This window comes from Streptomyces sp. NRRL S-340, assembly GCF_000720185.1.
GTDB lineage: Bacteria > Actinomycetota > Actinomycetes > Streptomycetales > Streptomycetaceae > Streptomyces.
Genome location: NZ_JOIY01000024.1, coordinates 22,316 through 36,753, shown reverse-complemented (window position 1 = coordinate 36,753; position 14,438 = coordinate 22,316). Strand labels below are relative to the sequence as shown.

Genomic DNA, 14,438 nt, shown 5'->3' with positions numbered 1-14,438 from the left:
CCGTGCGAGCGGTGAGTAAATGACGGCGCGCGGCCCGCGTCAAGGGGCCGCGCGTTCAGAACCCGAAGGGACAACGGTTGTTCTCCGTACGGGCGTTGCCTGTGTACCGGTTGTGGCGTGAAGCCTTGACGTAATGAGGTGACCCCCTTTAACTCACGCTGTGATCTAAGCCCTGAGTTGAGCGTTCAGCGACGTGTCGGAACAGCCCGGATACCGAGGGAAGGTCCATGCGAAGAACCGCCCTGCTCGCCTCCGCCGCCCTGCTCACCGCACTGCTGCCGCTCGGCGCGGCCGGTGCCGCCGCCGGTGCGGACGACCCCGCCCCCGTGCCCGTCGACCGCTTCGAGGGCGAGGTGCCCTTCGCGAACCAGCCCGCCGACGGCATCTTCACCTGGGGCGGTGACAGCGACGACGCGCCCGCGCTCCGGCTGGAGGAGCGCCCCGACGCCCCCGAGGGCGCCAAGGTCCTGGCCGGCACCTACGACATCAGCGGCTACGGCGGCTTCACCCACGACTTCGCCGCAGACCTGCCCGCCCACGACTGGTCCGCCCACCGGGGCATCCGCCTGTGGTGGGAGGGCCGCGCCACGGGCAGGAAGATCCCCTTCGAGATCAAGGACGGCGGCGCCGGCGGCGAGGCGTCCGAGCTGTGGACGACGTCCTTCACCGACGACTTCACCGGCTGGAAACAGATCGAACTGCCCTTCACCGGCTTCACCTACCGTACGGACTACCAGCCCGTCGGCGGCATCGACCACGTCCTGGGCCTCACCCGGATGTGGGGCTACGCCCTGACACTGCCCACCGGTGTCAAGGGCGGCTTCGCCCTGGACGGCGTGGAGCTGTACGGCCGGGCCGACCAGTCCCTGCGCGCCTCCGTCTCCACGGACGCGGCCGTGTACCCGGTGACGGAGGGCGCCGCCGCGGCCGTCCGCGTCACCGTCGCCACCACCGGCTCCGCCCCCCTCGAAGAGCCGGTCACCGTCGCCTACACGACCGCGGGCGGAACCGCGGGGCCGGGCGAGGACTACACCCCCGTCTCCGGCACCCTCACCTTCCCCGCGGGCACCGCCTCCGGCACCTCCCGCACGGTCCGCGTCCCCACCCTGAAGGACCGGTCGGCCGAACCGGCCGAGACGATCGGGCTGAAGCTCACCGTCACCGGCGCCAAGGCCCCCGCCGAGACCCCGCAGGTCGTCGTCGACGCCCACGGACTGCCGTACCTGGACAGCCGCCTGCCGGTGCAGAAGCGGGTCGCCGACCTGGTCTCCAGGATGTCCCTGGCGGAGAAGGCCGGACAGATGACCCAGGCCGAGCGCGGTGCGATGTCCGCGCCCGGCGACATCGCCTCCTACGCCCTCGGCTCGCTGCTCTCCGGCGGCGGCTCGGTCCCCGAACCCAACACGCCCGAGGCCTGGGCGAAGATGATCGACGGCTTCCAGCTGCGCGCGCGGGCCACCCGCTACCAGATCCCGCTGATCTACGGCGTGGACGCGGTGCACGGCCACAACAACCTGGCCGGGGCCACGATCATGCCGCACAACATCGGCATCGGCGCCACCCGCGATCCGGCACTCGCCGAGAAGACCGGCGCGGTCACGGCGGCCGAGGTGCGCGCCACCGGCGTGCAGTGGGACTTCGCGCCCTGCGTGTGCGTCACGCGCGACGAGCGCTGGGGCCGCTCCTACGAGTCCTTCGGCGAGGACCCGGCCCTGGTGGAGTCCATGGAGACGGTCGTCCAGGGCCTCCAGGGCCGGGCCGACGGCCGCGACCTGGACCGCGCCGACAAGGTGCTGGCCACCGCCAAGCACTTCCTCGGCGACGGCGGCACGGAGTACGGCTCCTCGACCACCGGGACGTACACCGTCGACCAGGGCGTCACCAAGGTCACCCGCCAGGAGCTGGAGGCCGTCCACCTCGCGCCCTACGCGACCGCCGTGGACCGGGGCATCGGCACCGTCATGCCCTCCTACTCCTCGCTCGACATCGCCGGCGACGGACAGGGCCCGGTGAAGATGCACGCCCGCGCCGACATGATCAACGGCGTGCTCAAGGGCCGGATGGGCTTCGGCGGCTTCGTCATCAGCGACTGGAACGCCATCGACCAGCTCCCCGGCGACTACGCCTCGCACGTGCGCACCTCGGTCGGTGCCGGTGTCGACATGATGATGGTCCCGTACACCTACAAGGAGTTCAGCACCACCCTGGCCGACGAGGTGAAGGCGGGCCGGATCAGCGAGCGGCGCGTCGACGACGCCGTCTCCCGCATCCTCACGCAGAAGTTCCGGCTGGGCCTGTTCGAGCACCCCTACGCCGACACCTCGGGCGCCGCCCGGATCGGCTCCGCGGCGCACCGGGCGGTGGCCCGGCAGGCGGCGGCCGAGTCCCAGGTCCTGCTGAAGAACAGCGGCGGCGTCCTGCCGCTCAGGAAGGACCAGAAGGTCTACGTCGCCGGGTCCGACGCCGACGACCTCGGCAACCAGACCGGCGGCTGGACCATCACCTGGCAGGGCGCCTCCGGCACCCACACCCAGGGCACGACCATTCTCCAGGGCATGCGGAACGCCGGCGGGAACGTCACCTACTCCAAGGACGCCTCCGCGCCGACGAGCGGCTACGACGTCGGTGTGGTCGTCGTCGGCGAGACCCCGTACGCCGAGGGCGTCGGAGACGTCGGCAACGGCCACGACCTCCAGCTCTCCGCCGCCGACAAGGCGGCGGTGGACAAGGTGTGCGCCGCGATGAGATGCGCGGTGCTGATCGTCTCGGGCCGGCCCGAACTGATCGGTGACCGGCTCGGCGCGATCGACGCGCTCGTCGCCTCCTGGCTGCCCGGCACCGAGGGCGACGGCGTCGCGGACGTGCTCTACGGCAGGCGTGCCTTCACCGGGCAGCTCCCGGTGACCTGGCCGAAGTCCGAGGGCCAGGTGCCGATCAACGTCGGTGACGCCTCCTACGACCCGCAGTTCCCCTACGGCTGGGGCCTGACCACGCTGACACACGTGCCCGAGGGCGGCACGGCGGCCCTGCGGGCGCTCGGCCTGGCCGCGGCGGCGGCCGAACGCGCCCACGCCGCGCAGGCGGGCCGCGCCCTCGTCACCCGGGCGCGGCTGATCGTCCAGCACAGGGCGGCCGAGCGGGGCATGAGCGCGGCGGTGGCCAAGCCCTTCGCCGACGCCGACCACCTGCTGCTCACCGGCCGCTACGGCGCGGCGGTGGAACGGCTGACGGCGGCCTACCGGGCGGCATGAGAACACGGTGGGGGGCACCCGCTGCGACGGGCGCCCCCCACCGGCGGGGACACCCCGCTTGTCTCATTTCAGGTAGCTTCGAGATATGAAGGCCGTCGCCCCGCCCCGGGCCCCCGTCAGACTGCTGGCAGCACTGACCGTGGCCGTCCTGGCCGCCCTGTCCCTCCTGCTGGCCGGCGTCCCGCGCGCCGAGGCGGCGACCGGCGTCTCGACGATCGCCCAGGCCCTGCGCAAGAGTCCCGTCTACGTCGACCCGGCCGCGTCCGCCCAGTTGCCGCCCGCCGACGCCGACGCGCTGGCGCGCACGATCAAGGACGCCGACAAGCCCCTGTTCATCGCCGTCCTCCCGGCCGGCTACCCCACCCAGAACCTCTTCACCGACCTGCGCACGGCCACCGGCATCACCGGCGCCTACGCCGTCCGCCTCGGCGACCGCTTCGACGCCCGCGCCGACGCACGGGTCCTGCCGCGCACCGCCGTGCGGAACCTGGTCACCAGTGTCCAGGGCGAGAACGCCGCCACCCAGCTCAAGGACTTCACCGACCGGGCCCTGGCGAACATGCACGGCTCGGCCCCCTCCACCTGGGGCACCCAGGGCCGCTCCACCGGCATGTCCGGCACCGCCCTGATCACCGGGGCCGCGGTCCTGGTGGCGGCCGGGATCGGCGCGTACGCCCTGGTCCGGCGCTCCTCCCGCCGGCGGGAGGCGGAGCAGCGGGCCGCGCTGGACAAGCTGCGGGTCGTCGTCGACGAGGACATCACCGCCTTCGGCGAGGAACTGGACCGCCTGGACTTCCACCCGGCCGAGCCCGGTGCGGACGACGCCATGCGCGCGGACTACGAACGCGCGCTGGACGCCTACGAGCAGGCCAAGCAGTCCATGGCCGCCGCCCGGCGGCCCGAGGACGTCCGCGCGGTCACGCAGGCCCTGGAGGACGGCCGCTTCTCCCTCGCCCTTCTCGCCGCCCGCCGTGAGGGCCGCCCGCTGCCCGAGCGCCGCCCGCCCTGCTTCTTCGACCCCCGCCACGGCCCCTCGGTCACCGACGCCGACTGGACCCCGCCGGGCGGCGCGACCCGCCGCGTCCCGGTCTGCGCCGCCGACGCCGCCCGGCTGGCCGACGGCCGCGACCCGGCGGTCCGCGAGGTCGACACCGCGCAGGGCCGCCGCCCCTACTGGGACGCGGGCCCCGCCTACGGCCCCTGGGCCGGCGGCTACTTCGGCGGCGGCATCCTCCCCGGCCTCCTCGTCGGCACCCTGCTGGGCACCATGATGGCCGGACCGGCCTACGCGGCGGACTACGGCACCGGCTACGGCGACTTCGGCGGCTACGGTGACAACGGCTTCGGCGGCGGCGACGTCTCGGGCGCCGACTTCGACCCCGGCGATTTCGGCGGCGGCTTCGGCGACGGCGGCGGAGGGGACTTCGGCGGAGGCGGCGGGGGAGGGGGCGGGGACTTCGGGGGCGGGTTCTGAGCCCGCTCTCCCCGCTCTCACCGCTCGTCGTGACGGCGCCGTACGGACCCCCGTGCCGCGTACCGCGCACCGGCGGCGTGCCACCAGCGGGGCGGGGACGGTCCGTCCACCACCGAGGACGGCTGATCGGGATGGAGACCGAGCCGCCACAGGGCGCGGGCCTGCACGTTCACCGCGACCGTGCCGTGCCAGTGCCCGTCCTCGTCCCTGCGGCACATGAGGTCGATCCTGACCTCGTGCTCCTCGAACGGCATCCAGTCGATGCCGCGCTCGCGCAGTCAACCGAGCAGGAAGGGCCCCGCGCCGGGCCGCCCCGGCAGGTTCGGGTACGAGGCGAGGCGGACCCAGTCAGCCGGCGACTCGGCCAAGGAACTCACTCCAGGCTGCGGGGGAGACGGTGAGGACGGGGCCGACGGGGGCGGCCTTGGAGTCACGGATGTGGACGGCTGCGGGGTGGGTGGCGACCTCTACGCAGTTACCGCCCTCATTACTGCTGTGGCTTGACTTGTGCCAGTCGTAGTGGGCTTCGAGGCAGGCACCGCCTTCATTGCTGCTGTAGCTGGACTTGAACCATGCGGTCTTCATGACTCTCCTAGCAGTTCGTGCAAGAGACGCACACTTTTGTCAGGTGAGAGGGCCTGTGACCGCAGCATTCCATACTTGTGGTGGTAGTCGCAGACCTCGTCCGGGTCATCGACAAGGAAACTGGCGCGCTGCACTTCCAGGTAGGCGAGACGCTCATGTTCCGGTGTCTCCAGTAGCGTCATAGGACCCGCAAGCCCGGCGTGTGGCATTTGATCCATGGGCATGATCTGGAAGCTCATGTGCACGGGCTTGGTGTACTCCAAGATTTGGCGAAACTGCTCCCGCATGACATCCGACCCACCTACCTGACGCTTCAGCACGCTCTCTTCGATGATGAAGTGTCCCACCGGGGGTCGTTCGCGCCGCCAGAGCAGCTGCCGATCCATGCGGGCGGTCACCCATTGCTCAGCCGTTTCGCTTCCCAGCGACGGGTAGCGGGAGTCGAAGGCGGCGAGACAGTATTCCCTGGTCTGAAGAAGTCCGGGCACCATCTGCGTCTCGTACGTCAAGATGCTCACCGCCTCCTGCTCATGCTCCACCAGACCCTGCGCGAACTGCACCACCCGGTCCCGTACCGGCAGGCGCGCCACCAGCACCGCCAACGCCCCGCCCGTGTCCAGCAGTTCGTCGAACTGTTCGGCGCGGTCCGGCTGGAGGGCCAGCCGGCCCTGCTCGATCGACCCCACCGTGTCGACATGGACGCTGGCCGCCTCGGCGAACTGCTCCTGGGTCATCCGTGCCCGCCTGCGGTAGTGGGCGACCAGCGAACCGACGGCCTGCCAGGTCCCGATCTTCCTGTTCTTCTTCCCCGAGTACATGGCCGGTCCTTTCCCCCGTGCGCGTGCGAAGTGAGCGGAGTGGAGTCGTAGCGATGAGGAGTACGACCTCACTCGTTGGTCCACTGTAGTGACGCACAGTGACACTCGCCTCATGAACGTGGAAGTCCAACACCCCCTCACACGCGCGGCGTTCTTCCGGAGGGACCGCAGGTCGGTGCGGATCGCACGCGAGTTCGTGCGCGCCGCACTGGCCGACTGGGCGCAGGCCGGACGCGGCGAGGACGTACTGCTCTGCGTGAGCGAGCTGGCCACCAACGCGCTGCTGCACGGTGTACCGCCAGGGCGCGGTTTCGCGGTGCTCCTCACGCTGCACGCGGGCGGCGTCCTGCGGGTCGAGGTGCATGACAGCGGGGGCGGCCAGGTGCGGGATCCGGAGGCGTCGGCCGAGTCGGAGCACGGCAGGGGACTGCTGCTGGTGGCCGCGCTCGCCGACAAGTGGGGCGTGGAGGGACGGGCGCCCGGCAAGATCGTGTGGTGCGAGTTCGGGGGCCGGAGCCCCGCCTGACCGCCTACATCTTCGCGCCGAAGTCCTGCGTCCACCACGGTCCGCCGGAGCCCTTGCGGACGCCGACGCCGATGTTCTTGAAGGAGCAGTTGAGGATGTTGGCGCGGTGGCCGGGGCTGTGCATCCAGGAGTCCATCACGGAGGCGGGGGTCTGCTGACCCCTGGCTATGTTCTCGCCGTAGGTGGACCAGCGGTATCCGGCGGCGGTGATGCGCCGGCCCGGGTCCTTGCCGTCGGGGTCGGTGTGGTCGAAGAAGTCGCGGGCGGCCATGTCGTCGGAGAGGCCCTGGGCGGCGGCGTCGAGCCGCGGGTCCTCGGTGAGGGGACCGCAACCGGCGTTCGCGCGCTCCTTGTTGACCAGGGCGACGACCTGGGCCACGGTGCCCGCCGGGGCGGGCGGCGCCGGGTGGCCGGCGGGGGCGGTGTGCGTCGGCCGGGGCTGCCGCGTGGGCGCCGCAGGCGGAGTGCTCCGGTGCGTGCGGGGGCTCTTCGACGCGCTCGGGCTCTTCGACGGCGGGGCGGAGGCGGAGGGGGAGGCGGACGACGTGGCCGAGGGGGACGCGGCGGGGACGCGGCTGGTGGCGGGGGCGGCGAGGTCCGTGACGGGCGTGACCGGGGTCCGTGCCGCCGTCTCCGCCTCGTGCGGACCGGTGCACGGCCCGCCGCCGAAGTACCACAGGCCCGTGCCCGCCGCGCAGACGGCCACGGCCACGGCACCCGCCGTGCGGCGCCGGGCGCGACGGCGGCGGCGGGCCGCGTCCCGGGCGGCGGCCCGGCCGCCGGACCGGGCGGAGCCGGCGGCCGCCTCCGGGCCGGGCGCGGAAGCGGAGCCGGCCGGCGCGCCGTCGAAGCCGGGGCGCAGGTGCGACAGCAGCGCCACCGGCACCGGGACCAGCGCCAGTCCGGCCAGCAGTCCTTCGGCGGGCATCAGGCCGCTCCACAGGCCCGCGCAGTGCACGCACGCACGCGCGTGCCGGGCTATGCGCTTGCGCCACAGGGCGGACGGACGGCCGTCCCAGCCCGCCGCCAGGACACCGTTCAGCTCCGCGCAGCGCGGCCGGGAGTCGAGCGCCCGCACGACCACCCGGGCGGCCTCCAGCTGCGCCTTCATCCGCTGGACGCGCACCGCCGTGTGCTGCGGGGACAGCCGCAGCGCCGCGGCGACCTCCGCGCGGGTCAGCTCCCCGGCGCACTCCAGCCACCACAGCGACAGCAGCGCCCGGTCGTCGGGCTCCAGCCAGCGGGTGGCCCGCGCCGTCTCCTGCCGCTGGCCGGACAGTTGCAGCCGGACCATGGTCAGGTCGACGAAATCGCCGCCCGGGTCGGCGACCTCGCCGGCGTCCTCCACGGCGTGCGGGGCGGCCTGCCGGTCCTGCCAGTGCGCCCGGACCCGGTTCATCGCGATCGCCACCAGCCAGGAGCGGAAACTCGCCGGGTCCCGCAGGGAGTCCAGCCCGTCCAGGGCCCGCAGCATGGTGTCCTGCACGACGTCGTCGACGTCCACGGAGCCGTTCAGCGCCCGGCCCACGACGTTGTAGGCCAGCGGCAGATACGCGCCGACCAGGGTGTCCTGGGCCGCCGGGTCGCCCTCGCGGGCGGCGGTCACCAGGGCCACCAGGGCGGCCGGGTCCACCGGGTGCGGTGTGCTCATACGAGAAATTCCCTGTCCCTCGGCGTCGGTCGATGATGTCCGATGCCTGGGAGACCGGGGGAGGGGAACCGGATAACAGTTCCCCGCCGGAAAGTTCCCGTCAGTTTCCGTCACCTGCCCGGGATCCTCCGCGGTTCCCCGCGAGAAGGTGCCCGGGGAGCGCTCAGCCCTGCTTGATGGCCGAGATGTCGAAGTTGAGCTTGATCTTGTCGGAGACCAGGACGCCGCCCGTCTCCAGCGCCGCGTTCCAGGTCAGGCCCCACTCGGAGCGCAGGATCTCGGCCTTGCCCTCGAAGCCGACGCGCTCGTTGCCGAAGGGGTCCTTGGCGGCGCCGTTGAACTCCAGGTCGATGCTGATCGGCTTGGTGACGCCGAGGATGGACAGGTCGCCGGTGATGCGGTAGTCGTCGCCGCCCAGGGACTCGGCCGCGGTGGAGCGGAAGGTCATCGTCGGGAACTCGTCGGTCCGGAAGAAGTCCGCGCTCTTGAGGTGCCCGTCGCGGTCCGCGTTGCCGGTGTCGATGCTGTCCATCGTGATGTCGAGCGTGGCCGTGGACCTGGACGGGTCGGTGCCGTCCAGGTGCAGGGTGCCCGTGAAGTCCGTGAAGGTGCCCTTGACGTTGGTGACCATGGCGTGCCGCGCGACGAACCCGAGCGTGGTGTGCGCGGGGTCGATGGTGTACTCGCCGGTCAGCGCGGCCGTCTCGGGCGCCGTGGCGGGGGCCGGGACGGACGCGGTGGCGGTGGTCTCGGTGTCGTTCTTGCGGCCGAAGATGCCCATGGCGTGCTCCTTGGGGACGGGGTGCGCTCGGCGTCAAGGGGAACGCCGAGGACGTTGAATGTTCAACTAGAACCAACAGGGACGACAGTAGCCCCATTCCGTTCAACTTTCAACATCATCCGCGGCGTGTTCTCCGGCTCACGCACGGTCACTCCGGCCGCCCTCTGGCGAACGCGCGTAGACCTCGGGCACCATCTGCGTGCACCACCTGCACAGCCGTCGCACAGCAAGCCCGGCCCACCGCAGGAAGGGGACCCACATGCAGACCACCAAGGCCCGTGCCGTCGTCACCGCCCTCGCCCTCGTCGTCGCCCCCGGCGTCGCCGTCGTCGGCACCGCGACCGACGCCTTCGCCGTCACCAAGATCAGCCACGCCACTGCGACCGGGATGTTCCGCCAGTCGGGCATCACCTGGTCCTCCTCCGGCAACTGCTCGGACCGCAACAACCCGACCTGTACATCCTTCGACCAGCTCAACCTCCCCACCGCCCAGGGCGCCCAGACCCTCAAGAGCGCCAGCGGCTGCGCCCTGAACATCACGGGCGGCACCGAGACCGGCCACGCCTCGGGCACCTACTCCCACTGGAACGGGTACAAGCTCGACTACGGCAAGAACACCTGCGTGACCAGCTACGTCAAGAACGCCTTCACCTACATCGGCCTGCGCGGCGACGGAGCCCCGCAGTACAAGTCCGGCTCCGGCAACATCTACGCCGACGAGGGCAACCACTGGGACGTCCTCTACTACAACTGCGGCGGCTGCTGACCCGGAAGGCCGCGCCCGTCCCGCGGGCGGTGGCGGCGGCACCGCGCCGCCACCGCCCGCGGGGTCCGGCACCGTTGACGGACGCCCGGCCCGCGGCTAACCAGTCCCCATGACGAAGCATCAGCAAGGGACCCCCGCCCCCGGAGCCTTCGTACGACCCACCCGCCGCACGGTCCTGCTCACCGCCGCCCTCCTCGCGGCCGGCGGCACCGCCCCCGCGGCGGCGCTCGGCACGCCGGGCGCGTCCGGCGCCTCCGACGACCCCTTCGACGCCCTGCGCGCCCGCTGGCTCGCCATCGCCCTCGGCACCGGCTACGACCCCGCCGCCGAGCCCTACGCCTCCCGGCTCGCCGAGACCGGCCGGCTGGCCCGCGGCTTCCGGGCCACCATGGCCCCCGCCCCGGCCTCCCTGTGGCCCGGCCTCCCCTTCGACCCGCCCTCCGGCATCACGGCCGCCTACGGCAGGCTGTGGACGATGGCCCGGGCCTTCGTCCAGCCCGGCACCGGGTCCACCGGCGACCCCGCCCTCCTCGCGGACGTGCTGCGCGGCCTCGACCACCTCTCCGCCACCGTCTACCACCCCGGCACCACGCCCTACGGCAACTGGTGGGAGTGGCAGATCGGCAGCCCGCGCCTGCTCATGGACATCACGGCCGCCCTCCACGACCACCTCACCGCCGCACAGCTCGCCGCCGCCTGCGCCGCCGTGGACCACTTCGTCCCGGACGCGGTGCTGCGCGACTACTCCGGCACCTCCACCGGCGCCAACCGCGTCGACCTGTGCCGCAGCGTCGCCCTGCGCGGCATCCTCGGCCGGGCCCCGCAGAAGACCGCCCTGGCCCGCGACGCCCTCTCGCCCGTCTTCCCGTACGTCACCGCCGGCGACGGGCTCTACGCCGACGGGTCGTTCGTCCAGCACACCGACGTCGCCTACTCGGGAACGTACGGCCAGGTCATGCTGGACGGGCTGGGCCGGCTCTTCGCGCTGCTGGCCGGGTCGCCCTGGGAGGTCACCGACCCGAACCGGCAGAACATCCTCGACAGCGTCGAGCGCGCCTACGCCCCGCTCATCCACGACGGACTCGTGATGGACAGCGTCAACGGCCGTGCGATCAGCCGGGGTTACCTCACCGGCGACGACCGGCACGTCCTGCGCAGCGACCACTTCCACGGGCAGGGACTGATCGCCGCCATCGCCCTGCTCGCCGAGGGCGCGAGCCCGGCCGAACGCGAGCGCTGGCACGCCCGCGTGAAGGGCTGGATCGAACGGGACACCGTCACCCCCCTCCTCACCGCCCCCCAGTTCGACGTAGCCGACCTCGCCCGGCTGCACGCGGTCGCCGGCTCGCCCGTGGCCGCCGCGCCCGAACCGCCGGGCCACCGCCTGTTCCCGGCCATGGACCGCGCCGTCCACCGCCGTCCCCGCTTCACCGCCGGCCTCTCCATGGCCAGCGACCGCATCACCTACTACGAGTGCGGCAACGGCGAGAACCCGCGCGGCTGGCACACCGGCGCCGGCATGCTCCTGTGGTGGGCGGCGGGCGAGCCCACCGACCAGTACACGGACTGGTTCTGGCCGACCGTCGACTGGTACCGGCTGCCCGGCACCACCGTCTCCACCAGACGCCTCGCCGACCGCGCGGGCGGCGAGTGGGGCGCCTCCCGCCCCGGCGTCCGCTGGGTCGGCGGCACCACGGACGGCACGTACGCGGCGATCGGACAGCACGTCAAGGGGCTCGGCTCCACGCTCGAAGCGCGCAAGTCCTGGTTCTTCGCCGACGACGCCGTCATCTGCCTGACCGCCGGGATCACCTGCGCCGACGGCGTGCCGGTCGAGACCGTCGTCGACAACCGCAACCTGGGGGAGGACGGCACCCAGGCGTTCGTCCGCGGGGACGGCTGGGCCCATCTGGAGGGGCACGGCGGCTGGGTCCTCCCCGCCACCGGCCACGGCCCCCGGCCCGGCCGCCCGGAGCTGAAGGCGCTGCGCGAGGACCGCACGGGCGCCTGGTCCGACATCAACACCACCAGCTCGCCCGAGCGCCGCACGAGGCGCTGGCAGACCCTCTGGATCGACCACGGCACCGACCCGGACGGCGCCTCCTGCGCGTACGTCCTCATGCCCGGCGCCTCCCGGCGGGCCGTCGCCGCGCGCGCCGCCGACCGGCACTGGACGACGGTCCTCGCCAACGACGCCGGCCGCCAGGCGGTCTCCGTGCCCTCGCTCGGCCTGCTCGCCGCCACCTTCTGGCAGGCCGGTACCGTGGGAGCCCTCACCGCGTCGGGCGGCGCCAGTGTGCTGGTCCGCCGTCAGGGCGGTACCGCTACGCTCTGCGTGAGCGAGCCGCCGCGCACCGGTGAGCCGCTGGAGATCGTCTGGGACACCGGGGGCCGTCCGGTGCACCGCGTGCTGCGGGCCGACGACACCGTCGAGGTGGTCCGGCGAGGCACCCATCTGGGTCTGCGTGTCACTCCGGGGAAGGCATGTGCCACCCATGAATGTGAGGTGGCTCTCGCACCCTGACTTTGTGTGACCTCTACAACGCCGATCCCCTCTGAGCAGTCGGAAAGGCTGCACGGCGCCCAGGTTCTGTTCAGTGGTACCAGGAAAACGGGCCGGAGACTGTACGGAGTCGACGGCTCGCTTTCCTTGGTGTCCTTCGTAAGGTCGCTACATGACCGTTTTGGAAGAGACGACGGGTGAGCCCACCGGCGAGCCGGCTGACGCGCGCGGCCGGGTCGCCGAGCTGCACGGGATCCGTGCGCAGGCGGTGGCGGGGCCGAGCGAGAAGGCGACCGCGGCGCAGCACGCGAAGGGCAAGCTGACGGCGCGGGAGCGGATCGAGCTGCTCCTGGACGCGGGGTCCTTCCAGGAGGTCGAGCAGCTGCGCCGGCACCGGGCGTCCGGCTTCGGCCTGGAGTCCAAGAAGCCGTACACCGACGGTGTGGTCACCGGCTGGGGCACGGTGGAGGGCCGGACGGTCTTCGTGTACGCCCACGACTTCCGGATCTTCGGCGGCGCGCTGGGCGAGGCGCACGCGACGAAGATCCACAAGATCATGGACATGGCGATCGCGGCGGGCGCGCCGCTGGTGTCGCTGAACGACGGTGCGGGCGCCCGGATCCAGGAAGGCGTCTCGGCACTGGCCGGGTACGGCGGCATCTTCCAGCGCAACACGAAGGCGTCGGGCGTCATCCCGCAGATCAGCGTGATGCTCGGCCCGTGCGCGGGCGGTGCGGCCTACAGCCCGGCGCTGACGGACTTCGTGTTCATGGTCCGTGAGACCTCGCAGATGTTCATCACCGGTCCGGACGTGGTCAAGGCCGTCACGGGCGAGGAGATCACGCAGAACGGGCTGGGCGGCGCGGACGTGCACGCCGAGACGTCGGGCGTGTGCCACTTCGCCTACGACGACGAGGAGACCTGCATCGCCGAGGTCCGCTACCTCCTCTCCCTGCTCCCGCAGAACAACCGCGAGAACCCGCCCCGCGTGGAGTGCTCCGACCCCGCCGACCGCCGCTCCGACGTGCTCCTCGACCTGGTCCCGGCCGACGGCAACCGGCCGTACGACATGGCCAAGGTGATCGAGGAGATCGTCGACGACGGCGAGTACCTGGAGGTCCACGAGCGCTGGGCGCGCAACATCGTCTGCGCGCTGGCCCGGATGGACGGCCAGGTCGTCGGCATCATCGCCAACCAGCCGCAGGTCCTCGCCGGTGTCCTCGACATCGAGGCGAGCGAAAAAGCTGCGCGCTTTGTCCAGATGTGTGACGCTTTTAACATTCCGATCGTCACTCTGCTGGACGTGCCGGGGTTCCTGCCCGGTGTCGACCAGGAGCACGGCGGGATCATCCGGCACGGCGCGAAGCTGCTGTACGCGTACTGCAACGCCACCGTGCCGCGGATCTCGCTGATCCTGCGCAAGGCGTACGGAGGTGCGTACATCGTGATGGACTCCCAGTCGATCGGCGCGGACCTCACGTACGCCTGGCCGACCAACGAGATCGCGGTGATGGGCGCGGAGGGCGCTGCCAACGTCATCTTCCGCCGCCAGATCGCCGACGCTCCCGACCCCGAGGCCATGCGGCAGAAGATGGTCAAGGAGTACAAGGCCGAGCTGATGCACCCCTACTACGCCGCCGAGCGCGGTCTCGTGGACGACGTCATCGACCCGTCCGAGACCCGGGAGGTCCTCATCCGCTCGCTGGCGATGCTGCACACCAAGCACGCCGACCTGCCCTCCCGCAAGCACGGCAACCCGCCGCAGTGACCGCAACGTCCGCCGGTCACCCGGCGGACGTGCCGCGGTCGTCCCGCGGACCCCTCAGCCACGGAGACTGACACCCATGGACATGCCTGACATCCGCGTCGAGAAGGGCCACGCCGAGCCCGAGGAAGTCGCCGCCCTGACGGCCATACTCCTGGCCCGCGCGGCGGCCCGCCCCGCCGAGACCGCCCCGGCCCACCGCGGCCGCCCCCGGGCCGGCTGGCGCCGCCTGGAGCGCGAGAACGGCTTCCGCGCCCCGCACAGCTGGCACTGACCCGCACGACGACGAAGGGCCCCTCTCCCGGGAGAGGGGCCCTT

General features: G+C 72.3%; 12 protein-coding genes. 7 read left to right on the top strand and 5 right to left on the bottom strand.

What is annotated here, in order from left to right:
• Positions 1 to 227: 227 nt before the first annotated feature.
• Together IG64_RS19690 and IG64_RS19685 are read left to right on the top strand one after the other, a co-directional pair.
• Complete coding sequence (locus IG64_RS19690; protein WP_037858038.1) at positions 228 to 3,251, top strand: glycoside hydrolase family 3 protein; 3,024 nt, start codon at positions 228 to 230, stop codon at positions 3,249 to 3,251.
• A gap of 85 nt (positions 3,252 to 3,336) precedes the next feature.
• A complete protein-coding gene (locus IG64_RS19685) occupies positions 3,337 to 4,725 on the top strand; it encodes a hypothetical protein (protein ID WP_037858036.1) in 1,389 nt (462 codons plus the stop codon).
• Between the two features lie 17 nt (positions 4,726 to 4,742).
• On the opposite strand, the gene IG64_RS19680 is transcribed toward IG64_RS19685, so the two are convergent.
• The 3 genes from IG64_RS19680 to IG64_RS19675 form a co-directional block, all read right to left on the bottom strand.
• Positions 4,743 to 4,979: a hypothetical protein gene (locus tag IG64_RS19680; RefSeq protein ID WP_037858035.1), complete on the bottom strand. Its 237-nt coding sequence runs from the start codon at positions 4,977 to 4,979 to the stop codon at positions 4,743 to 4,745.
• Positions 4,980 to 5,073: 94 nt separating this feature from the next.
• Positions 5,074 to 5,310 (bottom strand): DUF397 domain-containing protein, encoded by a 237-nt coding sequence (locus IG64_RS39025; RefSeq protein WP_078884103.1) that lies wholly within the window; start codon positions 5,308 to 5,310, stop codon positions 5,074 to 5,076.
• Positions 5,307 to 6,128, bottom strand: coding sequence for a helix-turn-helix domain-containing protein (locus IG64_RS19675; protein WP_037858033.1), 822 nt, complete (start codon positions 6,126 to 6,128; stop codon positions 5,307 to 5,309). Before IG64_RS19675 ends, IG64_RS39025 begins: the two co-directional genes overlap by 4 nt.
• A 112-nt stretch (positions 6,129 to 6,240) precedes the next feature.
• Between IG64_RS19675 and IG64_RS19670 the strand changes: the two genes are divergently transcribed.
• Positions 6,241 to 6,654 (top strand): ATP-binding protein, encoded by a 414-nt coding sequence (locus tag IG64_RS19670; protein ID WP_037858031.1) that lies wholly within the window; start codon positions 6,241 to 6,243, stop codon positions 6,652 to 6,654.
• A 4-nt stretch (positions 6,655 to 6,658) separates the two neighbouring features.
• Here IG64_RS19670 and IG64_RS19665 read toward each other — a convergent pair whose 3' ends face one another.
• Entirely contained in the window at positions 6,659 to 8,305 is a 1,647-nt protein-coding gene (locus IG64_RS19665; protein WP_037858026.1) for a sigma-70 family RNA polymerase sigma factor, read from the bottom strand.
• Between the two features lie 163 nt (positions 8,306 to 8,468).
• Positions 8,469 to 9,086, bottom strand: coding sequence for a YceI family protein (locus IG64_RS19660; protein WP_037858023.1), 618 nt, complete (start codon positions 9,084 to 9,086; stop codon positions 8,469 to 8,471).
• 259 nt (positions 9,087 to 9,345) lie between these two features.
• On the opposite strand from IG64_RS19660, the gene IG64_RS19655 reads away from it, so the two are divergent.
• From IG64_RS19655 to IG64_RS19640, 4 genes are all read left to right on the top strand, one after another.
• Entirely contained in the window at positions 9,346 to 9,852 is a 507-nt protein-coding gene (locus IG64_RS19655; RefSeq protein ID WP_037858021.1) for a hypothetical protein, read from the top strand.
• 109 nt (positions 9,853 to 9,961) lie between these two features.
• Positions 9,962 to 12,376 (top strand): polysaccharide lyase 8 family protein, encoded by a 2,415-nt coding sequence (locus IG64_RS19650; protein WP_051813121.1) that lies wholly within the window; start codon positions 9,962 to 9,964, stop codon positions 12,374 to 12,376.
• Between the two features lie 151 nt (positions 12,377 to 12,527).
• Positions 12,528 to 14,123 (top strand): acyl-CoA carboxylase subunit beta, encoded by a 1,596-nt coding sequence (locus IG64_RS19645; RefSeq protein ID WP_037858019.1) that lies wholly within the window; start codon positions 12,528 to 12,530, stop codon positions 14,121 to 14,123.
• Between the two features lie 76 nt (positions 14,124 to 14,199).
• A complete protein-coding gene (locus tag IG64_RS19640) occupies positions 14,200 to 14,394 on the top strand; it encodes an acyl-CoA carboxylase epsilon subunit (protein ID WP_037858017.1) in 195 nt (64 codons plus the stop codon).
• Positions 14,395 to 14,438: the final 44 nt, after the last annotated feature.

Excerpts from the sequence above, each read along its gene's own strand:
- IG64_RS19690 (WP_037858038.1), top strand. The coding sequence starts at position 228 with ATGCGAAGAACCGCCCTGCTCGCCTCCGCCGCCCTGCTCACCGCACTG.
- IG64_RS19685 (WP_037858036.1), top strand. The coding sequence starts at position 3,337 with ATGAAGGCCGTCGCCCCGCCCCGGGCCCCCGTCAGACTGCTGGCAGCA.
- IG64_RS19680 (WP_037858035.1), bottom strand. The coding sequence starts at position 4,979 with ATGCCGTTCGAGGAGCACGAGGTCAGGATCGACCTCATGTGCCGCAGG.
- IG64_RS39025 (WP_078884103.1), bottom strand. The coding sequence starts at position 5,310 with ATGAAGACCGCATGGTTCAAGTCCAGCTACAGCAGCAATGAAGGCGGT.
- IG64_RS19675 (WP_037858033.1), bottom strand. The coding sequence starts at position 6,128 with ATGTACTCGGGGAAGAAGAACAGGAAGATCGGGACCTGGCAGGCCGTC.
- IG64_RS19670 (WP_037858031.1), top strand. The coding sequence starts at position 6,241 with ATGAACGTGGAAGTCCAACACCCCCTCACACGCGCGGCGTTCTTCCGG.
- IG64_RS19665 (WP_037858026.1), bottom strand. The coding sequence starts at position 8,305 with ATGAGCACACCGCACCCGGTGGACCCGGCCGCCCTGGTGGCCCTGGTG.
- IG64_RS19660 (WP_037858023.1), bottom strand. The coding sequence starts at position 9,086 with ATGGGCATCTTCGGCCGCAAGAACGACACCGAGACCACCGCCACCGCG.
- IG64_RS19655 (WP_037858021.1), top strand. The coding sequence starts at position 9,346 with ATGCAGACCACCAAGGCCCGTGCCGTCGTCACCGCCCTCGCCCTCGTC.
- IG64_RS19650 (WP_051813121.1), top strand. The coding sequence starts at position 9,962 with ATGACGAAGCATCAGCAAGGGACCCCCGCCCCCGGAGCCTTCGTACGA.
- IG64_RS19645 (WP_037858019.1), top strand. The coding sequence starts at position 12,528 with ATGACCGTTTTGGAAGAGACGACGGGTGAGCCCACCGGCGAGCCGGCT.
- IG64_RS19640 (WP_037858017.1), top strand. The coding sequence starts at position 14,200 with ATGGACATGCCTGACATCCGCGTCGAGAAGGGCCACGCCGAGCCCGAG.